The sequence below is a fragment of the Burkholderia diffusa genome (assembly GCF_902499115.1).
GTDB classification, from domain to species: domain Bacteria; phylum Pseudomonadota; class Gammaproteobacteria; order Burkholderiales; family Burkholderiaceae; genus Burkholderia; species Burkholderia diffusa.
Genome location: NZ_CABVPN010000021.1, coordinates 113,953 through 133,207, shown reverse-complemented (window position 1 = coordinate 133,207; position 19,255 = coordinate 113,953). Strand labels below are relative to the sequence as shown.

The window sequence follows — 19,255 nt, the reverse complement described above, 5'->3', positions numbered from 1 at the left end:
GCGCGGCACGCCACGGTTCAGGCGCGCCAGATCAGGCTCGCGCTCGTCTCCGTTTCCGACGCGAGGGTGAAGCCGAGCCGCTCGTAGAGGCGCCGCGCCGGGTTGCCGCGCAGCACGCCGAGCGATACGGGCACGTGCTCGCGTGCGGCTTCGATCAGCAGCTCGCGCAGCACGGCTTCGCCGATGCCTTGTCGCTGTCGCGACGGGAGGATCTGGATCTGGTGAACGTGCCATTCGTCGGCGGAGCGCGTGACCTTCAGCAAACCGATTGCATCGGCGCCGTCGCAGATGATCATCGCGTCCTCGAAGTTCGAGCGGATGCGCTGATCGTGCGCGTTGTCGTCGGTGGGTGCGCCGACGCGTTGCAGATGCTCGGTCATCGTGAGTCGGCGGAGCCTCAGCAGGAAGGGCAGGTCGGCGGCGGTCGCCGGGCGCAGGCAAATGGCAGGGGGCATGGTCGAGGAGCGTGGGCGGGTGGATTCCATGGCTCGAAGCGAATGATCCATGAACGCGGTATGGCGGTCAAAGGTCGGGCAGCGGGAATTGTCATGACGGTCGACCGAAAGCCTGCATCAACCGACGGCGGCCGGGTCGACGCGCTCGGGTGAACGGCCTGACTGCCCGGTAGCCCGCCGACATTCGCGCCGGCGCGACGAGGCCGTGCGGCCCGTGGAACCGCAGCGCCTCGACCGATACGCCGAGCCGCGCGGCTGCGGCCGAAGCGCTCGGGCGCAGGGTGGGCGTGCTCATTCGGCGCCTCAGTTTGCTGTCGATTCGTGAAGCAAGTGTTCGCTGGATAACCCGAAGAACACCCCGCGCATGCGCGTCGTTGTGCGGCGTGCGCGCGCCGCCGAGATACGGCAGGAACGACGGCGCCCGGGCGGGTTCGTGCCGTTGCCGGGTTGGCATTCATCGCCGGCTTTTGTAAAGAAGCCACGGCAGCGCGATCGAACGACGCGTGCCTGCGCAACAGGTACGCGTCGTCACACTCAAATGCGACCCAGCAGCACCAGTATCACGACGATGACGACGATCAGCCCGACCGAGCCCGATGGCCAGTAGCCCCAGCTTCGGCTGTGCGGCCACGCCGGAAATGCTCCGATGAGCAGCAGAATCAGAACGATGATAAGGATCGTACCGAGCATCGCACCCCTCCTGAACGTGATGACATGACGGTGGCTCCTGCCGCAATTCGCGTGCCGCGGCGGGGAGTCGGGCGAAAGCCGGCACAAGCGCGCTGTATGAATACGTGGAATTCATGCGATGAATAGCGGGCGATTCAGGAAATAAATTTCAAAAATGTGCCCCCGGTCGCTATGCTGGGCCTTCGGTTTCCCCTCAGGCGGGCACGCAATGGCTGAACTTTTTCTGGTGCGGCACGGGCAGGCGTCGTTCGGCACGGACGATTACGACCGGCTGTCCGCGGCCGGTGAGCAGCAGGGCGTCTGGCTCGGCGAATACTTCGCGCAGCAGGGCCTGACGTTCGACCGGGTGATCTGCGGCACGATGAACCGGCATGCGCAGACTGTCGATGCGATCCTGCGCGGGATGGGCGGCGAAGGCGCGCAGGTCGACCGCCATCCCGGCCTGAACGAATACGACTTCCACGGGCTGTTCGCGGCCGCGGCGAGCGACTATCCGGAGATCGCGCGGCTCGCGGCCGGCTCGATGAAGGAGCACTTTCGCGCGCTGCGGCAGGTGCTGCACCTGTGGTCCGACGACAAGCTGGGCGACACCGCGCCCGAAACCTGGGCGCATTTCCAGCAACGCGTCGCCGACGCCCGCGCCGCGATCCGCGAGGGCGGCAGCCAGCGCGTGCTCGCGGTGAGTTCCGGCGGCCCGATCGCAGTGACCGTGCAGCAGGTGCTCGCCGCACCGCCGTCGAGCGCGATCGCGCTGAACCTGCAGATCCGCAACAGCAGTCTTTCGCAGTTTTTCTTCAACGCCGACGCGTTCCACCTGGCGTCGTTCAACGGCATTCCACATCTCGAGGATACCGAACGACATGCGTGGCGCACCTACGGCTGACCCTACGAACGATCGCGACGATGACGAACCCTTCCCAGCCCCTCGACGTAGCTCGCCTCACGCGCTATCTGGAAGCGCACGTGCCGGGTTTCGAAGGCCCGCTCGACATGGAGAAGTTTGCCGGCGGCCAGTCGAACCCGACCTTCCTGCTGCATGCGAAGAGCGGTCGCTACGTGCTGCGCCGCCAGCCGCCCGGCGAGTTGTTGAAATCCGCGCATGCGGTCGATCGCGAATTCCGCGTGCTGAGCGCGCTGTCGGGCACCGCCGTGCCGGTCGCGCGTCCGTATCACCTCTGCGAAGACCGCGACGTGATCGGCAGCCTGTTCTACGTGATGAGCTTCGAGGACGGCCGGATCTTCTGGGATCCGGCACTGCCGGAGTTGCCGAAGGCCGATCGTGCGATCTGCTACGACGCGCTGCTGCGCACGCTGGCCGCCCTGCACGACGTGGACGTCGACGCGGTGGGCCTCGCCGACTTCGGGCGCCCCGGCAACTACTTCGAGCGCCAGATCGGCGTGTGGACGAAGCAGTATCGCGCGGCGGAAACGGAGCGCCTCGACGCGATGGAGACGCTGATCGACTGGCTGCCGAAGGCCTGCCCTGAGGACACCGGTCGGCCCGCGCTGGTGCACGGCGATTTCCGGATCGACAACCTGATGTTCGCGCGCGACGACTATCGCGTGCAGGCCGTGCTCGACTGGGAGCTGTCGACGCTCGGCAATCCGCTCGCCGATCTCGCGTATTTCTGCATGTGCCTGCGGCTGCCGCCGGGCGACCAGGTGCGCGGGCTCGCGGGCCAGGATCGTGCCGAACTCGGCATTCCCGACGAAGCGGCGATCGTCGCGCGCTACTGCGAACTGCGCGGGATCGAGCCGATCCGCGACTGGCATTTCTATCTCGCGTTCAGTTTCTTCCGGCTCGCGTCGATCGCGCAGGGCGTGAAGGCGCGCGCGCTGCAGGGCAACGCGTCGAGCGAGCAGGCGCTGCGCGTGGGCGCGATGGCTGGCCGGCTGGCCGAAATGGCGGTCGACGTGATCGGCGCGCATCGCTGACATCGCGGACATCGCCGCGCGGCCGCACGAACAACAATCAATGGAGGAGCACAGCAACATGGCAACGAATCTGTTCGATCTGACGGGCAAGATCGCGCTGGTGACGGGCGCGAGCCGCGGCATCGGCGAGGAAATCGCGAAGCTGCTCGCGGAGCAGGGCGCGCACGTGATCGTGTCGAGCCGCAAGCTCGACGACTGCCAGGCGGTCGCGGACGCGATCGTCGCGGCGGGCGGCCGCGCCGAAGCGCTGGCCTGTCACGTCGGGCGGCTGGAGGACATCGCCGCGACGTTCGAATCGATCCGCGGCAAGCATGGCCGGCTCGACATCCTCGTGAACAACGCGGCCGCGAATCCGTATTTCGGGCACATCCTCGATACCGATCTCGCCGCGTATGAAAAGACCGTCGACGTGAACATCCGCGGCTACTTCTTCATGTCGGTCGAGGCCGGCAAGATGATGAAGGCGCAGGGCGGCGGCGCGATCGTCAACACCGCGTCGGTGAACGCGCTGCAGCCGGGCGACCGTCAGGGCATCTACTCGATCACGAAGGCCGCGGTCGTCAACATGACGAAGGCGTTCGCGAAGGAATGCGGGCCGTTCGGCATCCGCGTGAACGCGCTGCTGCCGGGCCTCACGAAGACGAAGTTCGCGGGCGCGCTGTTCGCCGACAAGGACATCTACGACACCTGGATGGCGAAGATTCCGCTGCGCCGCCACGCGGAGCCTCGCGAGATGGCTGGCACCGTGCTGTATCTCGTGTCGGACGCGGCGAGCTACACGAACGGCGAGTGCATCGTCGTCGACGGCGGCCTGACGATCTGAGCGCGCGATGAAACTCGACAGCTACGCCGGGCAGGCCGTGATGATCACCGGCGCCGCGAGCGGCTTCGGCGCGCTGCTCGCGAGCGAGCTGGCCGCGATGGGCGCGCGGCTCGCGCTCGGCGACCTGAACGAGGCGGCGCTCGAACGCGTGGCCGGGCCGCTACTGGCGGCCGGCGCCGACGTGATCGCGCGGCGCTGCGACGTGCGCATCGAAGCAGAGGTCGCTGCGTTGGTGAAGGCGGCGGTCGAGCGCTTCGGCCGGCTCGACGTCGGCATCAACAACGCGGGCATCGCGCCGCCGCTGAAGGCGCTGATCGATACCGAGGAAGCGGATCTCGATCTGAGCTTCGCGGTGAACGCGAAGGGCGTGTTCTTCGGGATGAAGCACCAGATTCGCCAGATGCTCGCGCAGCGCGAAGGCGTGATCCTGAACGTCGCGTCGATGGCCGGGCTCGGCGGCGCACCGAAGCTGGCCGCGTACGCGGCGTCGAAACACGCCGTGGTCGGGCTCACGAAGACGGCCGCGCTCGAATACGCGCGGCATGGCATTCGTGTGAACGCGGTGTGCCCGTTCTATAGCACGACGCCGATGGTGACCGACAGCGACATCGGCGATCGCCAGGATTTTCTCGCACAGGGCTCGCCGATGAAACGGCTCGGCCGTCCCGAGGAAATCGTCGCGACGATGCTCACGCTGTGCGCGAAGGAAAACACCTATCTGACCGGGCAGGCCGTCGCCGTCGACGGCGGTGTCTCGGCCTTCTGAGCGAAACGAACGGACAAACGGAATCACGAGGAGTCGATCATGGACTTTGGCTACACCCCGAAAGTGGAAGAACTGCGCGAACGCGTGCGTGCGTTCATGGACGCGCACATCGTGCCGCGCATCCGTCAGTGGAACGAGGAAGTGCATGCGGGGCAGTATCCCGTGTCGTTCATGGAGGCGCTGAAGGAGCGCGCGAAGGCCGAAGGGCTGTGGAACCTGTTCCTGCCGCACCTGAAGGAGGACGAGCCGGGCACCGGGCTGACGAACCTCGAATACGCGCCGCTCGCCGAGATCATGGGGCGCGTGGGCTGGGCGTCGGAGGTGTTCAACTGCAACGCGCCGGACACCGGCAACATGGAGCTGCTGCACATGTTCGCGACGCCCGAGCAGCGCGAACAGTGGCTGCTGCCGCTCTTGCGCGGCGAGATCCGTTCGGCGTTCGCGATGACGGAGCCCGACGTCGCGTCGTCGGACGCGACCAACATCACGACCCGCATCGAGCGCGTGGGCGACGAATACGTGATCAACGGCCGCAAGTGGTTCATCACGAACGCAGCGCATCCGAACTGCCGGATCTTCATCGTGATGGGCAAGACCGATCCCGACGCGGAATCGCACCAGCAGCAGAGCATGATCCTGGTGCCGCGCGACACGCCGGGCGTGACGGTCGTGCGCAACATCACGGTGGTCAATCACTACGCGCCCGAAGGGCACTGCGAGATCACGTTCGACAACGTGCGCGTGCCGGCGCGCAACCTCCTCGGCGAGGAAGGCAGCGGTTTCGCGCTCGCACAGGCGCGCCTCGGGCCGGGCCGGATACACCACTGCATGCGTTCGATCGGCGCGGCCGAGCTCGCGCTGGAACTGATGATCGACCGCGCGCAGTCGCGCGAGGCGTTCGGCAAGCCGCTGAACCGGCACGGCACGATCGGCGAATGGATCGCGCGCTCGCGCATCGAGATCGACCAGGCGCGCCTCCTGGTGCTGAAGGCCGCATGGATGATCGACAAGGTCGGCGCGAAGGCGGCGCGCAAGGAAATCTCGATGATCAAGGCGCTCGTGCCGACCGTATACACGGACGTGTGCGACCGCGCGATGCAGGTGTTCGGCGCGATGGGCCTGAGTCCCGACACGCCGCTCGCCGATCTGTGGACCTGGGGCCGCGCGCTGCGCTTCGCGGACGGCCCGGACGAGGTGCACCTGCAGGCGATCGCGCGCATGGAGATCAAGGACGCCGTGCGCGGTTCGACCGAGCCGTACCTGACGCGGCCGCCGCGCGGCTGAGCCGCGCGCCGCGCGGGGACGCGACGTGGACGAGCGGGAGACGCACGCCGTATTAAGATGCCGGCAAGGAGATCCGGCGATGCGTCTTTCGAAGATTGATCTGAACCTGTTCGTCGTATTCGAGGCGATCTACAACAAGCGCAACCTGACGCGCGCGGCCGAGGTGCTGAACCTCACGCAGCCGGCCGTCAGCAACGCGCTGGCGCGGCTGCGCAAGACGCTGAACGACCCGCTGTTCGTCAGCACGCCGGCCGGGATGATGCCGACGCCGATGGCCGAGAACATCGTCGGCCGCGTGCGCGAGGCGCTGCAGCTGCTCGATTCGAGCGCGCACGAAGGCGACGTTTTCGATCCCGCTTCGTCCGAGCGCGTGTTCCGGCTCAGCATGAGCGACCTGACCGAGGCGCTGCTGCTGCCCGCGCTCGGTGAACTGCTGCAGACGCATGCGCCCGGCATGCACGTGCGCAGCTACACGATGGACCGCCGCGAAGTGGCGACCGCGCTCGCGAACGGTTCCGTCGACATCGCGATCGACGCGCCGCTGATCGGCGACCCGCACCTGCATCAGGCGCTGCTCGTGCGCGACCGCTACGCATGCATGATCCGCGACGATCACCCGTTCAAGGGCGACGCGCTGACCATGGACGACTACCTGTCGATGGGGCACATCCACGTGTCGAGCCGCCGCAAGGGCAGCGGGCACGTCGATGCGGAGCTGACGCGGCTCGGGCTGCGCCGCAACATCCAGATGCGGGTGCAGCACTACATGGTCGCGCCGCTGATCGCGATGCGCGGCGATCTCGTGCTGACGGCGCCGCTCAGGCTGCTGCAGCGTTACCCGGCGCGGATTCTCGAACTGCCGTTCGAGATGCCGGGGCTCGAATACTTCTGCTACTGGCACCGCAGCGCCGATCAGGATCAGGGCAGTCGGTGGCTGCGTGAGCAGTTGATGATGCTGATGGGCGGGATCGGCGAGCCGCAGTGAAGGGCGCGGCGTGCGCATCGCGCGTTTGCCCGCGCTTGCCGGCTCAATACGAATCCTCGTCGAAGCGCGACGATGCGCTCCGGCGCTTCATGTCCTTCAGCCAGCTCCTGACCTGATCCGGATCCTCGAACTCGCGCAGCGCGACGGCCAGGTCCTGGTTGCTGCGCTGCATGCCGGCGATGTCGCGCGCGAGCATGCGCAGGACCGTATCGGGCGCGACCTTGTTCGACGACGCGATGCCGTAGGTCCGCCGGAAATCGTTCTCGACGTGCACGATCTCCTGATCGAGTTCGCGCAGTTGTTCCTCCAGGATGCCGTTGTAGCGCGTGAGCCGCGCTTCGCTGAGGCCGTCGATCGCGCGCCGGTCGATCTGTTCGATCTCCAGCTGCAGCTCCAGCAGCTGCAGCAGGTTGCCCTTCTCGTAAGCGCGGTTGACCCGCTGCATCAGCACGGTCTTGCGTTGTTGTTCCAGCGGATCGGTTTCGCGATCGGGATGCAGCGCGCTCGCGAGCTTGCGATAGATCTCGCGGATCGACTTGCTCGATTCGGCCTGCTCGGCTTCGACGCGGGCCTGCGCGGCCGATTGCTTCGGCGCTTTCTTGCGCTTCGCGCGCTGGGCCTCGCGGGCCGCGTGAGCGGCCATGTCGCGCTCGAACTGTGCGTCGAGTTCGGCTTGCATCCGTTCGGCCAGCTCGTCCGGCGACAGTGAGTCCAGATCGTCAGCAGGTTGCGATTGCGGTTGGGGCTCCCGCTCCGTTTCTGTTGGCTCGGGCTCGGCCGCTGCGTTGCTGACCTGCCCGGATTCGGCGTGCCGGTTGTAAATGATCTTCAGCGCCGCGTCGTCGCTCACATTCAGCAAATCGCGCGCCATGTCGGCGATCAGGTCGGACAGCGTGCGCTGTTCGGCCTTGCTTAAGCCTTTCTGCAGGAACGTGTCGTCGAGCAGATGAATCAGCCGGATCCGCAGCGCCGTCGCTTCCTGTTCGAGCGGCAACAGCGCGTCGACGAACTTCTTCTGGAACGCCGGCATCACGGCTTCCCACGCGCCGAGCCGCTCGCGCCGCTTTTCGATGTGCTTGACGAGCGTATTGAACGTTTTCTGGGCTTTCGACAGGCTGGCTGTCTCGTGACCGGGCGCGATGGCGACCGCGGCACCGCGACGTGCGGTCATGATGAATGTCCTCCGGCCGCGGCAGGGGGCGCGGCAGGCCGGTATTTTAGCCGGACGGACGCACTCCTTCCGGCGTGCGGCGTTACAGCACGGCCATCGATTCCGTCATGTTCTGCTTCATGTAGTCGAGGAAGCGCTTCTGGAACAGCATCGTGTGCTCGTGCGCGGCGCGTTCGGCGGCGTCGGCATCGCGTCGCGCGATCGCGTCGATCAGTTCGTCGTGGTCGCGCCCGAGTTTCGCAGCCGTCGGCGAACTCACGGTGAAGTCGCACGCTGCCGTCGCGGCGAGTGCTTACGGTATCGCGGTGTCGGCCGGCGAGCGGGCCGGCCTGAATGCCGATCAAGGCGTGCGCAACCCGAGGCCCAACAGGATGCGAAGCGGTTGCGAACGCAACCGTATGAAGATATTGGCCAGCGCAGTACCGCGTGTCGTCAGTCGCCGAACAACTGCCCCTGCCCGGAAATCACGCGTTCGAAATCGTCGCGCAGGAACGGCAGGATCGCATCGGCGACCGGCTGCAACTGACGGCTCACGTAGAACGCGTAGTCGATCGGCGAGCGCATCGTCTCGAGCGGCTCCGGGCCGGCCGTCGTCATCACGTAGCTGATCCAGCCGCCGCGCTGGTACTGCAGCGGCCGGCCGCGCGCCTGGTTGAATTCGTCGGCGATCCGCGCGGCGCGCACGTGCGGCGGCACGTTGCGCTGGTATTCGCTCAACGGCCGGCGCACGCGCTTGCGATAGATGAGTTGCGCGTCGTATTCGCCGGCGAGCGTGCGGCGCACGTAGTCGCGAATGAAGTCCTGATACGGTTCGCGCTTGAACACGCGCCGGTAGAGCTCGCGCTGGAATGCCTGCGCGAGCGGCGTCCAGTCGGTGCGCACCGTTTCGAGCCCCTTGAACACGAGGTCCTCGCCGCCGTTCGCCGCGAGCGCGAGGCCCGCATAGCGCTTCTTGCTGCCTTCTTCCGCACCGCGCACGGTCGGCATCAGGAAGCGCCGGTAATGCCGTTCGTACTGCAGTTCGAGCGCGCTCTCCAGCCTGAAGCGGTCGCGCAGGTGCGCTTGCCACCAGCGGTTCACGTGCTCGACGAGCGCGCGGCCCTTGGCGGCGGCTGCGTCGTCGTCGTGCTCGCGCCCCAGCCAGACGAAGGTCGAATCGGTATCGCCGTAGATGACTTCGTAGCCCTGCGCCTCGATCAGCTCGCGCGTGCGATGCATGATCTCGTGGCCGCGCATCGTGATCGACGACGCGAGGCGGGGATCGAAGAACCGGCAGCCGGTCGAGCCGAGCACGCCGTAGAACGAATTCATGATGATCTTCAGCGCCTGCGACAGCGGCGCGTTGCGCTGGCGTTTCGCTTCGTCGCGGCCTTCGGACACGCGCCGCACGATGTCGGGCAGGCAATGCGCGGTGCGCGAGAAGCGCGCGCCGAGAAAGCCCGGCACCGACGTGTCGTCGCCCGGATGCGCGAGCCCCTCGATCAACCCGGCCGGATCGATCAGGAACGTGCGGATGATCGACGGATAAAGGCTCTTGTAGTCGAACACGAGCACCGAGTCGTACAGGCCGGGCCGCGAATCCATCACGAAGCCGCCGGGACTGTTCTGGCCCGTCACGTCACCGAGGTTCGGTGCGACGTAGCCGAGCCGGTGCATGCGCGGCAGGTAAAGGTGCGTGAACGCGGCGACCGAACCGCCGGTGCGATCGGCCGCGAGGCCCGTGACGGTCGCGCGTTCGAGCGCGAAGGACAGCAGGTCGGCCTTGTCGAAGATGCGCGTGACGAGTTCGCAATCCTTCAGGTTGTAGCGCGCGAGCGCGGGCCTGTCGTGATCGAAGCGGCGCTGGATCTCGTCCATCCGCTGATACGGATTGTCGATCGACTTGCCTTCGCCGAGCAGCGACTGCGACACGTATTCGAGGCTGAACGACGGGAACGTCCACGTCGCCGATTTCAGCATGTCGATGCCGTCGAGGATCAGGCGGCCGGCCGCGCCCGCGAAGAAATGGTCGGGCTGCTGGCCGTGCGCGCGCCACTCGAGCACGCTGCCGCCGCGGCCGAGCTTCAGCGGCACGCCGTATTGTTCCGCGTGCGCATGCAGGATGCGCAGGTCGAACTGCACGAGGTTCCAGCCGATCACCGCATCGGGATCGTATTCATCGAACCATTCGTTGAGGCGTGTGAGGATTTCGGCCCGGCTGTCACAGTAGTCGAGACGGAAGTCGACGGCCGACGCGTCGCCGTTCGGCGGGCCGAGCATGTAGACCTGCCGTTGTCCGCAGCCATCGAGCGCGATCGAATAGAGCTCGCCGTGGACGCTCGTCTCGATGTCGAGCGACACGCAGCGCAGTGTCGGCCGATAGCCGGTCGCGGGTTTCAGTTCGGCGTCGGTCAGCGTGCCGTCGTGGCCGGCCGTGCCGCGAAACAGCACCGGTGCGGTAATGAAGCGCTCCATCGCGTAGCGGTCGGGCGGCTGCACGTCGGCTTCGTAGACGTCGACACCGGCCGCGGCGAGGCGTTTCTGGAGTCCGGACAGGTGGCGGTAGCGGCGGCAATAGAGGCCGGCCACCGCGCGCTGGCGGAAGTCGCGCAGCGCGAGCGGGCGCAGTTCGGCATCGCGTTCGCCGGCGAGCGTGCGTTCGGCGAGCGCCTGCTGCTCGACCGGCACGAACGCGACGGCTTCCTGCGGGCGCAGCCGCACGCGGCGCGGACCGTGTTCGGTTGCCAGCCAGAACTCGATCTCGATGCCGGATGCGGTGTCCCGCCAGTGGCGGGTGAGGATGAAACCTTGCTCGAACTCCGTCAAAACGCTTGCTCGTCGTGGATGCCCAGGCGGCGGATTTTAGCGCCTCTCGCGCGGTTCCCGCCGAAGGGCGGATCGATGGCATCAGGTGGCAGGAAGCCGCCGCGCGACCCGCCACGCAGCGCATCGACCGCGTGCGGCAGCCGGCGTCGCGTGCGGACCGGACGACGCGTGTGCGTCACGTATTCGCCGACCGGGCGTTTAGCGCCGATGCGGCATTCAAGCCGGCATCGGCGCGAAATTCCGCTTCAGGTGTTCCGCTCGCCGTGGACGCTGATACAGATAGCCCTGCGCGTACTGAATCCCGACCGCATGCAGCGCGCGATGCTGCTCTTCCGTCTCCACGCCCTCGGCAATGATCTTCAGGCCGTAGTGGTGGGCGACCGCCGCGATTCCTTCGATCAGTTTCGCGTTGCCCGTCGTGAGCTGCGAGATGAACTGTCGGTCGATCTTCACGTAGTCGAACGGAAAGCGCGACAGCATGTCGAGGTTGCTGTGATGCGTGCCGAAGTCGTCGATCGCGAACTTCGCGCCTTTCGCGCGCAGTGTGGCGAATATCTCGGTGGTGCGCGGATTCTTCTCGAGCAGGATGCGCTCGGTCACTTCGAGGACCAGCGTGCTGCCTTGTGGAAGCCTGCCGATCGTGTCTTCGACGACGGACACGAAGCGCGCGCGTTCAAGATCCTTCGGCGCGACGTTGATCGCGATGCGTAGCGGTACCGACGGCGCGAGTGCGGTCAGTTCCGATACGGCCCTCCGAAGCACGAACTCGGTCACCTTCGGCAGGACCGCACTTGATTCGACCTGCGGCACGAACACGGCCGGACTGATGGCTCCCCATTTCGGATGGTGCCAGCGCAGCAGCGCCTCGACGCCGACAGTCCTGCGCGTTTCGACGTCGACGATCGGCTGGTAGACGACATGAAATTCGTTGCGCTTCAGCGCATTGCGAACGGCCTTCAGCAACAGCCGGCGCGGCGCCATCGCGAGCAGGTACGTGGCCGCGACGAGGCCGTTGACCAGCAGCGCGATCGTCAGGCAGATGAGCCGGTAGCGCCGCTGCACCTGCGAAACGTAGGGTTCCGCCGAGCTGACGGAGACTGTGAATGGCCACGCGTTCGACGCAATCTTGCTGCCCGTGGCCGGCGCCGCGCTGAGTGACGGGACGAACGTACCATGCCGATCGATGCTTCCCGCGCCCTCGATCGACAGGGTGGCCGTTTCCGCCCCGAAGCGGGTTCCGTGCGCGAGCACGTCTGCCACATAGTCGCCTTCGACCAGATAAAGGACGCCGGAGTCGGGCGCGGTCGCGCGAAACGCCACCAGCACCGGAACGTCACGCTGAAACGGCGTTTGCCGAAGCAGCGTGATGGCCGTCATCCCCGGCGCTGGCGCGTGAATGTAGGCTTCGAGCGGGACGTTGATCGCGCCCAGCGCCGATGAGCAGGTGACGCGACCGCTGTTCGCCAGCCCGACGGCCCGAAGATAGCGCAGGTGAGTGCCCACTTCGGCGAGCGTCCTGAAGATCGTCGTGCAGGGCCGCCCGACCAGCGCGTTCAACTCATCCGGATGCCGCGTGCGAATCCCGTCGAGGATGCGGTCGACCGATATCACGATGTCGTTCGCGACGTCGCTTTCGTGCCGTGCAATCGAGTCTCGCGCCAGACGCCCTGCAACGACGAGCGCCAGCACGAACACGAGGATGCAGACGATCAGGGCAACCGGGAAGACGATGTGCGACCACGCACCGCTGCGCTGGAACGCGGGTTTCGGGCGCGGTGCGAGCGCGGATGGTCCTCGGGTCGTACTTGTTGTTGTGCGCATGTGAATGCAGGTCGAACCGGTCGATGAATTGGCGCGAGGCATTCGCCGTGCCTGGCCGGGGCACCGCGGCTCGCGCCCATATCGGGACGCAAATCGATTCTACGCTCGCGAAACGCACGAAGCGACATCGCGGCGGGAGCACAGGATTCGAGGCGCTCTTTCGTAACATACATCGACAACGGATGTATGTCGGTATCGCACACCCAAAAAAAACCCGGCCGCATCGATGTGCAGCCGGGACAGAAGACACCGTCTCTTGGCACGAGGATGGTGCGCGGCAAGTATAAGGCGTGTTACGCGCGATTACGAAATATTGTTATTCAAAAAATAGCGCAATATCGAGATTGATGCTTGGCGAGAAATATTTGCATCGCGCGTCACATCTGGCGACCGCGCTTCAGAAGTCGTTGCGCATCTTGTGGAGCAGGTCGCGAGGCGATTGATGCGTGTCCATGGCGGTGAGGACGTCGGTCAGGAACCACGGCAGGTTCAGTTGCGTATCGGAATCGCCGACGCAGATGCGGATCGGTGGCGCCTTCGACGCCGCGCGGGAGCCGGGCGCTGCGCCGGCGGACGTCGAGGACGGCACGCAGTTTCTCGCTTGCTGCGCAACCGGCGCGGTGGCATTGTCCGTGGCGGTGCCGGCGACCGCCGGCAAGCTGACGGCGGCAAGCAGGGTCAGGATGGCGAAAGGGGCGGCGCGTTTCATGCGATTCTCCGGCGATGCACGTTCGACACCGTCGGCGGGCCCGAGTTCGGCAGGTTGCCGATGCCGCACGCGTGACATCGGCATGTCCGACGCGGTCGAACGCGGTGCGTGAGTGGTCTCGCGCACAGGATCGATCATTCAAACGTCAAGAATCGTTTGGATCCCCGTCAGACGCTTGCGATGCTGAATGCGCTCATTTATCGTGCCGCCACGACGGCGCCGATAGAGGGCGTCGAGCCAGTTCGCAAGGAGCATTCGTCATTACCGCATTCAATCGTCGCACGCATGTTCGTGCCTTTCTCGTCGCATCGGTCGCGTATCTCAACCTGTCACAGCCCGCGTCGGCGGCCTATACGGAATCGTGGATGAGCGACCACGACGTCAAGGAATACGCGCACCAGGTCAAGCATTCACCCGTGGCCGCGAGCGGTGCGGCGGCCGTGAAGCCGGGGCGGCAACCCGGTTCTTCGCGGTCGAATGCGCCGGTCGCGGCGCATGCCGACGCGAAACCCGTGTCGAAGGCGCACGCGGCACCCGCGAAGACCCGCAAGGTCGAGCATGCGGTCGGCATCGATCCGAAGGCGCCCGTCGTTGCGAAGCCGAAGGCCGTGCGGGCGACGCACAAAAGCGTGGCCATCCAGCACTGACGCTGCACGCAGGCCGGCGCGTATCGATAACCGAAGCGTTCGAGCATCACGGAGAAACCCATGTCGCTGATGGACCGTCTGCTGTCACGCGGCGTGCAGAACGGCACGTCGAGAAGGCGCGTGATCGTGCGTGTCTGGCTCGACGAGCACGGGCGTGTCCGCGATCTCAAGGTCAGGCGCAGTTGCGGCGACGCCGCGCTCGACGAGAAAGCGCTTCACGCGATTGCGGTCATGCGCTTCCCCGGCGGTCATCTTGGCTCGGGCGGGAAATCGGCGAAGCGCTGGCACGATCTCGATTACCCGGTGGACTGACGACGCGTCGAGGCTATCCGTCACAGCGCTTCAATCCGGTGTAATCGTAGAAGCGGCTTCCGGCGGCGAGCTTCTCGCCGTCGCACGCCGTCTGGAAATCCGTCGCGCGCTTGTTTAACAGCATCTTCACGATGACTCGCGCGCCGTTGCGATACACGTCCCGCGCGAGCCGTCCCGTATGCAGGTGCTCAGGTCAGTGCAGGCCTGCCGATGCGATCGAGCGCATCGTGTCGGTGATGCGCACGCAACGCGACAGGCCGAACGTCTCGGCTTCGCGGCGTTCCGGTTCGCTGCTCGCGACGGCCACCGCGCGCTCGGGCGGCACGCCCAGCGCCTGCAGCGCGATGTCGAACGGATGCTGGCTTGATACGGAGTCCTGCTGATGAGCGTCGGTCACGACGACCGAGAAGCGGTCGAGGTTCGCGCGGCCGAACTGGCCTTCGAACATGTCGCTGAGCCGGGCGGCAGGCAGCGTCGTGACGAGACCGAGTCGATATCCTTGCTCCGACGCGCTGTCGAGCCACTGGATGATCGCATCGCGCTGGTTGCGCGATTCGTGCGAATCCGGTGTCGCTTCGATCTGCGCGAATGCGGCGTCGAGACGGGTGACGATGGCTTCGATGACCACGGTGATTCCTCTCCTGAGACGTGACGATCCGTTCGCGGACGGGAATGCCCCACACCTTAGCGTCGATCCTGAAATTTCAACCAATTAATATTTATAGTCGACTCATACGATTCGACTAATGAGTGGGGCGGTGAGCCAACACCGGCGCGGGATGCGCCCGATCCCATGTTTTGCGGATGATTTGCATCGTATCGACGGGCTTCCATGTGATGCACCAAACGTGCGCACGCAACGAATGCACCGGATCCGTGCAGACAAGAAAACGGCGTATCGGGCGAGGTGCGCCCGATACGCCGTCTTGCGATGCCGTGTGGCAGTCGGCGATCAGTGCAGCTTGATCGACGGCTGGTTGAGCCTTTGCAGCCAGTGGCTCAGCGACTGAAACAGCGCGCGCTTCAGACCGTACACGCTGAACAGATGCTTGCGGTACAGGAACTTGTACAGCCCGATCGCGGCGAACCCGTCGACGATCAGCGAGCGCGAACGCACGCCGAGGTCGGCCTGATACACGGCTCCTGCCCGGCCGAGCGACACGACGGTGCCCGCGTCGCGGAACGTGAAGCCCGGCGTCGGCTTGCCGGCGAGGCGCCGCGCGAGCGCATCGCCGAGGTACACGGCCTGCTGGTGCGCAACCTGTGCGCGCGGCGGTAGGAAACCGCTCGCATCGGCCGACGGGCACGCGGCACAATCGCCGAACGCATACACGTGCGGATCGTCGGGCGTCTGCAGCGTGTCGGTCACGATCACCTGGTTCGACCGGTTGAGCGCGATGTCGCCGAGTTCCCGCAGCATCGCGGGGCCCGCGACGCCGGCCGCCCAGATCGTGATGTCGCTCGCAAGCCGCTCGCCGGTCGCGGTCATGACCGCGTCCGCGCCGACTTCCGCGACGCGCGTATCCGTCAGCACGTCGACGTTCATCGTGCGCAGTTGCGCCTGCATCCTGGCCGACAGCCTTTCGTCGAGCGCCGGCAGGATGCGCGGGCCGCCTTCGATCAGCCGGATGTGTACGTCGCGCGCCGACACCAGTGCCTTGAAGCGATACGTCGTCAGCTGCTGGATCGCATGACGCAGCGCCGCGGCCAGTTCGACACCCGTCGCGCCCGCGCCTATCACGTTGATGCAGATCGGTGCCGCGCGCCGCGCCGGCTGCTGCTCGGCCAGGTGGTTCGCCTTCGTGCAGGCGGCGAGGAACTTGCGGCGGAAATCCTCGGCCTGGTCGAGGTTTTCGAGCGGCAGCGCGTGACGCGCGGCGCCCGGCACGTTGAAGAAGTTCGTCACGCTGCCGACGGCCAGCACCAGATCGTCGTAGCCGAGCTCGCGTTGCGGCAGGATCTCCGTGCCGTCCGCGTCCTGAACCGGGGCGATGGTCGCCGTGCGTGCCGCGCGGTCGACCCGCTGCAGCGCGCCCTGCACGAAGCGGAAGCCGTGGCGCTTCGCCTGCGCCGCGTATTCGATCGAGTGCGAGGCCGGATCGCGATGGCCGGATGCGGCTTCGTGCAGCAGCGGCTTCCAGAAGTGCGTCGGGTAGCGGTCGACGAGCACGACGTCGGCTTGCCCGCGGCGGCCGACCGTGTCGCCGAGGCGCGTGGCGAGCTGCAGGCCGCCGGCGCCGCCGCCGACGATCACGATGCGCGGCACGCGCGGTGCGCGATCCGTGGCAAGGGTAGGCGTGATGTGGTCCATGTTGTGGCTCCCGCTGATGACGATTCGGATGACATTGCTCAAGAACTGACGATATAGTTTTGAACCTACGCGAACAATTTAATGTTTATAAGCAACTCATATGTATTCACTTATAGGAAAGGCCGCGACGTTCCGGCAGCTGAAGGCGCTGGACATGATTGCGCGGCTCGGTAGCGTATCTCGCGCGGCCGAGGAGCTGAACCTGACGCAGCCGGCCGTGTCGCTGCAGGTTCGCCTGCTCGAGGAGGCGGTGGGCGCTGCGCTGCTGCAGCGGGTGGGGCGCGGCGTGCAGCTGACCGCGGCCGGTGAAATCGTGGCGCGCTATGCGCGCGAGATCCTGTATCTGTGGAGCGAGGCCGGCGACGAAGTGGCCGCGCTGACGGGCGACCTCGGCGGCACGCTGCGGATCGGCGCGATTACGACGGCCGAGTATCTGATTCCGCCGCTGCTGGTGAAATTCACCGCGACGCGCCCGCACGTGAAGACCTATTTCAAGGTCGGCAATCGCGACGACATCATCCGCATGCTCGCGACGCATGAAATCGATCTCGCGGTGATGGGCAGCGCGCCGAGGGAGCTGCGCACGCACGCGGTCGAGTTCGCGAAGCATCCGATGGTGTTCGTCGCGGCGCCCGGCCATCCGCTGATGCAGCGCAAGCGCGTCGCGCTGAAGGATCTCGAATCCGCGCACCTGCTCGTGCGCGAACGCGGTGCGGGCACGCGCTCGACCGTCGAGAGCCTGTTCAAGACGGCCGGCCATCGCTTCCATGTGGGCTCCGAACTGTCGAGCAACGAGGCGATCAAGCAGATGGCCGAAGCAGGGCTCGGCGTCGCGTTCCTGTCGTTGCACGCGTGTGCACTCGAGTTGCGCACCGGGCTGCTCGGGCAACTGCCGTTTCCGGGCAACCCGATCGAGCGCGAATGGTATGTGGTCACGCTCGCCGACCGGCGGATCTCGCAGGTGACGGGGCTGTTTCGCGACTTCCTGATCAAGCAGGGCGCCCCGGTGATCGACGGCGCGACGGTGGCGCCGCACGAGCGGCGGCGCAAGTAGGCGCACGTCGGGGACGCGGGCGGCGTGTGCGAGCCGTGCGTTCCGTCGGTCAAACGATCCCGAAGTCGTCGTTGCTGTCGGGAATCGACGCGAGCAGCCGTTCGAGGCGGTACCAGCCGATCATGCGCAGGCACCGCGCGGCGAGGGTGGTCCGGTTGTCGCGGGGAGCGGGGCCGGCAGGACGGCGAGCCGCACGGGACGGCGAAGCGAGGATGAACGCCGCGCGTCGTGGGCAGGAATGGGGCATGACGGTCTCCGTAGGTGTCGGATGAGGCCATCGTAATCGTCGCGGCGCCCGTCCGCGCGCAGGCAAGGATGCGGCGGAGCAGGAACGGATGATCTTTTTCTGCCGGGCGCGGGAATGGCGGTGCGCGCCCGGCAAGCGGCCCGGAAAAGCGTCACAATGCGCGTTCGACACCCGATCTGGTGGAGGGGAACCATGAGCGATCCGATTCTCGCCGCGCCGGCTGACAACGGCGTGCCGGTCAGCCTGCGCTCCAGCCGCGGGCTCGGCTGGCGCGGCTTCGGCGCGTCGCTGCTGGAGATTCGCGCCGGTACGTACCGGATTCCGGCCACGGATCATCACCGCATCGGCGTGCATATCGGCTCGCCCGTGCGCGCAGATTGCGTGTGCGACGGCGAACGCGTGTCGCGCATCCAGGCCCACGGCGACATCGACGTGATTCCCGCCGGCCTGCCGGGCCAGTGGACCGACAGTGCCGACTGCCGGATCCTGCACGTCGCACTCAGCGACACGTTCGTGCGGCGCACGTTCGAGCAACTCGAGCTGAAGCCGTCGCAGGCGCAGATTCGCCGGCGGCTGCAGGTGCGCGATCCGCGCCTGCAGCACATCGCGTGGGCGATGGCCGCCGAACTCGAAGCGGAAGACGCGTCGGATCCGCTCTATGCGGAGAGCCTGTGCACGGCGCTCGTCGCGCGGCTGGCCGACAGCCAGCCGGTGTTTCGCGAGCGCCGGCGTATGCTTGCGCCGAAAGCGGCGGCGCGCGTGATCGACTATGTCGAGGCCAACCTCGAACGCCGCATGACGCTGGCCGAGCTCGCGGCGCTCGTGTCGATCAGCGTGCCGCATTTCAAGGTGCTCTTTCGCGAGACGCTCGGGATGCCGGTGCATCAGTACGTGGTGCGGCGCCGGGTCGAGCGTGCGAAGGCGCTGCTGCTCGAAGGCCGGCTCAGCATCAGCCAGATCGCGCTCGAAGCCGGGTTTGCGCATCAGAGCCACATGGCGAACTGGATGAATCGCGTGCTGGGCGTGACGCCGGCGGAGGTCGCGCGTTCCGGGGCGCGTGGCGGGCTGCGGCTCGCTTATGACGGCGAGGACCGTTGATCGGCCGCTGTGCCGGATTGGACCGCGCGGGGGCCGACGATCGGCGAGCCCATGATCTGGCGGAGCAGGCGACGCGGCGGACACACTCGGCAACCGTGTAATCCGTCATCCGTTCCTGTTCCGATCATCCGTCCGTGCGCGT

20 protein-coding genes are annotated in these 19,255 nt (G+C 66.5%); 10 read left to right on the top strand and 10 right to left on the bottom strand.

Going from position 1 to position 19,255, the window contains the following annotated elements:
• Nucleotides 1-17: 17 nt before the first annotated feature.
• Nucleotides 18-455 (bottom strand): GNAT family N-acetyltransferase, encoded by a 438-nt coding sequence (locus tag BTE28158_RS21830; protein ID WP_151047195.1) that lies wholly within the window; start codon nucleotides 453-455, stop codon nucleotides 18-20.
• Nucleotides 456-989: 534 nt separating this feature from the next.
• The gene (locus tag BTE28158_RS21825; RefSeq protein WP_011881216.1) at nucleotides 990-1,145 is read right to left on the bottom strand and encodes a DUF3309 family protein; all 156 of its coding nucleotides are present in this window, start codon (nucleotides 1,143-1,145) and stop codon (nucleotides 990-992) included.
• Between the two features lie 208 nt (nucleotides 1,146-1,353).
• Between BTE28158_RS21825 and BTE28158_RS21820 the strand changes: the two genes are divergently transcribed.
• From BTE28158_RS21820 to BTE28158_RS21795, 6 genes are all read left to right on the top strand, one after another.
• Entirely contained in the window at nucleotides 1,354-2,028 is a 675-nt protein-coding gene (locus BTE28158_RS21820) for a histidine phosphatase family protein (protein WP_151047193.1), read from the top strand.
• A gap of 20 nt (nucleotides 2,029-2,048) precedes the next feature.
• Entirely contained in the window at nucleotides 2,049-3,080 is a 1,032-nt protein-coding gene (locus BTE28158_RS21815) for a phosphotransferase (protein WP_059604855.1), read from the top strand.
• Between the two features lie 58 nt (nucleotides 3,081-3,138).
• Nucleotides 3,139-3,903 (top strand): SDR family oxidoreductase, encoded by a 765-nt coding sequence (locus BTE28158_RS21810; RefSeq protein WP_059605181.1) that lies wholly within the window; start codon nucleotides 3,139-3,141, stop codon nucleotides 3,901-3,903.
• 7 nt (nucleotides 3,904-3,910) lie between these two features.
• Nucleotides 3,911-4,669, top strand: a complete 759-nt coding sequence (locus tag BTE28158_RS21805) for an SDR family NAD(P)-dependent oxidoreductase (protein ID WP_151047191.1) — start codon at nucleotides 3,911-3,913, stop codon at nucleotides 4,667-4,669.
• Nucleotides 4,670-4,708: 39 nt separating this feature from the next.
• The gene (locus BTE28158_RS21800; RefSeq protein ID WP_124627757.1) at nucleotides 4,709-5,953 is read left to right on the top strand and encodes an acyl-CoA dehydrogenase family protein; all 1,245 of its coding nucleotides are present in this window, start codon (nucleotides 4,709-4,711) and stop codon (nucleotides 5,951-5,953) included.
• Between the two features lie 79 nt (nucleotides 5,954-6,032).
• On the top strand, nucleotides 6,033-6,938 hold the full coding sequence (locus tag BTE28158_RS21795) for a LysR family transcriptional regulator (protein ID WP_151047189.1): 906 nt from the start codon (nucleotides 6,033-6,035) through the stop codon (nucleotides 6,936-6,938).
• Nucleotides 6,939-6,981: 43 nt separating this feature from the next.
• On the opposite strand, the gene BTE28158_RS21790 is transcribed toward BTE28158_RS21795, so the two are convergent.
• The 5 genes from BTE28158_RS21790 to BTE28158_RS21770 all read right to left on the bottom strand — a co-directional run bounded on the left by BTE28158_RS21790 (nucleotide 6,982) and on the right by BTE28158_RS21770 (nucleotide 13,444).
• Nucleotides 6,982-8,109, bottom strand: a complete 1,128-nt coding sequence (locus tag BTE28158_RS21790; RefSeq protein ID WP_151047187.1) for a J domain-containing protein — start codon at nucleotides 8,107-8,109, stop codon at nucleotides 6,982-6,984.
• 82 nt (nucleotides 8,110-8,191) lie between these two features.
• Nucleotides 8,192-8,368 carry an FCD domain-containing protein gene (locus tag BTE28158_RS21785; RefSeq protein WP_244108013.1) on the bottom strand — a complete coding sequence of 59 codons (177 nt, stop codon included), beginning with the start codon at nucleotides 8,366-8,368 and terminating at the stop codon, nucleotides 8,192-8,194.
• A 173-nt stretch (nucleotides 8,369-8,541) separates the two neighbouring features.
• On the bottom strand, nucleotides 8,542-10,914 hold the full coding sequence (locus tag BTE28158_RS21780) for a DNA polymerase II (protein WP_151047185.1): 2,373 nt from the start codon (nucleotides 10,912-10,914) through the stop codon (nucleotides 8,542-8,544).
• A 216-nt stretch (nucleotides 10,915-11,130) separates the two neighbouring features.
• Nucleotides 11,131-12,777, bottom strand: a complete 1,647-nt coding sequence (locus BTE28158_RS21775) for an EAL domain-containing protein (protein ID WP_151047183.1) — start codon at nucleotides 12,775-12,777, stop codon at nucleotides 11,131-11,133.
• 355 nt (nucleotides 12,778-13,132) lie between these two features.
• Nucleotides 13,133-13,444, bottom strand: a complete 312-nt coding sequence (locus BTE28158_RS21770) for a hypothetical protein (protein WP_059605184.1) — start codon at nucleotides 13,442-13,444, stop codon at nucleotides 13,133-13,135.
• A 365-nt stretch (nucleotides 13,445-13,809) separates the two neighbouring features.
• Between BTE28158_RS21770 and BTE28158_RS21765 the strand changes: the two genes are divergently transcribed.
• Both BTE28158_RS21765 and BTE28158_RS21760 read left to right on the top strand, forming a co-directional pair.
• A complete protein-coding gene (locus tag BTE28158_RS21765) occupies nucleotides 13,810-14,091 on the top strand; it encodes a transcriptional regulator (protein ID WP_151047181.1) in 282 nt (93 codons plus the stop codon).
• A 60-nt stretch (nucleotides 14,092-14,151) separates the two neighbouring features.
• A complete protein-coding gene (locus BTE28158_RS21760; protein ID WP_059447486.1) occupies nucleotides 14,152-14,403 on the top strand; it encodes an energy transducer TonB family protein in 252 nt (83 codons plus the stop codon).
• Between the two features lie 193 nt (nucleotides 14,404-14,596).
• On the opposite strand, the gene BTE28158_RS21755 is transcribed toward BTE28158_RS21760, so the two are convergent.
• Both BTE28158_RS21755 and BTE28158_RS21750 read right to left on the bottom strand, forming a co-directional pair.
• Nucleotides 14,597-15,031 (bottom strand): HAD family hydrolase, encoded by a 435-nt coding sequence (locus BTE28158_RS21755; protein WP_059604883.1) that lies wholly within the window; start codon nucleotides 15,029-15,031, stop codon nucleotides 14,597-14,599.
• A 324-nt stretch (nucleotides 15,032-15,355) separates the two neighbouring features.
• Nucleotides 15,356-16,714 carry an NAD(P)/FAD-dependent oxidoreductase gene (locus BTE28158_RS21750; protein WP_151047179.1) on the bottom strand — a complete coding sequence of 453 codons (1,359 nt, stop codon included), beginning with the start codon at nucleotides 16,712-16,714 and terminating at the stop codon, nucleotides 15,356-15,358.
• 100 nt (nucleotides 16,715-16,814) lie between these two features.
• Between BTE28158_RS21750 and BTE28158_RS21745 the strand changes: the two genes are divergently transcribed.
• On the top strand, nucleotides 16,815-17,768 hold the full coding sequence (locus BTE28158_RS21745) for a LysR family transcriptional regulator (protein WP_124627743.1): 954 nt from the start codon (nucleotides 16,815-16,817) through the stop codon (nucleotides 17,766-17,768).
• Between the two features lie 49 nt (nucleotides 17,769-17,817).
• Here BTE28158_RS21745 and BTE28158_RS21740 read toward each other — a convergent pair whose 3' ends face one another.
• Entirely contained in the window at nucleotides 17,818-18,015 is a 198-nt protein-coding gene (locus BTE28158_RS21740) for a hypothetical protein (protein ID WP_151047177.1), read from the bottom strand.
• Between the two features lie 192 nt (nucleotides 18,016-18,207).
• On the opposite strand from BTE28158_RS21740, the gene BTE28158_RS21735 reads away from it, so the two are divergent.
• A complete protein-coding gene (locus BTE28158_RS21735) occupies nucleotides 18,208-19,113 on the top strand; it encodes an AraC family transcriptional regulator (RefSeq protein WP_151047175.1) in 906 nt (301 codons plus the stop codon).
• The last annotated feature ends 142 nt before the right edge of the window (nucleotides 19,114-19,255 follow it).

What these genes read in the sequence shown, in the direction of transcription:
- BTE28158_RS21775 (WP_151047183.1), bottom strand. Translation starts at nt 12,777, where the DNA reads ATGCCTCGCGCCAATTCATCGACCGGTTCGACCTGCATTCACATGCGC.
- BTE28158_RS21825 (WP_011881216.1), bottom strand. Translation starts at nt 1,145, where the DNA reads ATGCTCGGTACGATCCTTATCATCGTTCTGATTCTGCTGCTCATCGGA.
- BTE28158_RS21800 (WP_124627757.1), top strand. Translation starts at nt 4,709, where the DNA reads ATGGACTTTGGCTACACCCCGAAAGTGGAAGAACTGCGCGAACGCGTG.
- BTE28158_RS21815 (WP_059604855.1), top strand. Translation starts at nt 2,049, where the DNA reads ATGACGAACCCTTCCCAGCCCCTCGACGTAGCTCGCCTCACGCGCTAT.
- BTE28158_RS21830 (WP_151047195.1), bottom strand. Translation starts at nt 455, where the DNA reads ATGCCCCCTGCCATTTGCCTGCGCCCGGCGACCGCCGCCGACCTGCCC.
- BTE28158_RS21770 (WP_059605184.1), bottom strand. Translation starts at nt 13,444, where the DNA reads ATGAAACGCGCCGCCCCTTTCGCCATCCTGACCCTGCTTGCCGCCGTC.
- BTE28158_RS21750 (WP_151047179.1), bottom strand. Translation starts at nt 16,714, where the DNA reads ATGGACCACATCACGCCTACCCTTGCCACGGATCGCGCACCGCGCGTG.
- BTE28158_RS21805 (WP_151047191.1), top strand. Translation starts at nt 3,911, where the DNA reads ATGAAACTCGACAGCTACGCCGGGCAGGCCGTGATGATCACCGGCGCC.
- BTE28158_RS21735 (WP_151047175.1), top strand. Translation starts at nt 18,208, where the DNA reads ATGAGCGATCCGATTCTCGCCGCGCCGGCTGACAACGGCGTGCCGGTC.
- BTE28158_RS21760 (WP_059447486.1), top strand. Translation starts at nt 14,152, where the DNA reads ATGTCGCTGATGGACCGTCTGCTGTCACGCGGCGTGCAGAACGGCACG.
- BTE28158_RS21820 (WP_151047193.1), top strand. Translation starts at nt 1,354, where the DNA reads ATGGCTGAACTTTTTCTGGTGCGGCACGGGCAGGCGTCGTTCGGCACG.
- BTE28158_RS21790 (WP_151047187.1), bottom strand. Translation starts at nt 8,109, where the DNA reads ATGACCGCACGTCGCGGTGCCGCGGTCGCCATCGCGCCCGGTCACGAG.
- BTE28158_RS21745 (WP_124627743.1), top strand. Translation starts at nt 16,815, where the DNA reads ATGTATTCACTTATAGGAAAGGCCGCGACGTTCCGGCAGCTGAAGGCG.
- BTE28158_RS21810 (WP_059605181.1), top strand. Translation starts at nt 3,139, where the DNA reads ATGGCAACGAATCTGTTCGATCTGACGGGCAAGATCGCGCTGGTGACG.
- BTE28158_RS21765 (WP_151047181.1), top strand. Translation starts at nt 13,810, where the DNA reads ATGAGCGACCACGACGTCAAGGAATACGCGCACCAGGTCAAGCATTCA.
- BTE28158_RS21740 (WP_151047177.1), bottom strand. Translation starts at nt 18,015, where the DNA reads ATGCCCCATTCCTGCCCACGACGCGCGGCGTTCATCCTCGCTTCGCCG.
- BTE28158_RS21795 (WP_151047189.1), top strand. Translation starts at nt 6,033, where the DNA reads ATGCGTCTTTCGAAGATTGATCTGAACCTGTTCGTCGTATTCGAGGCG.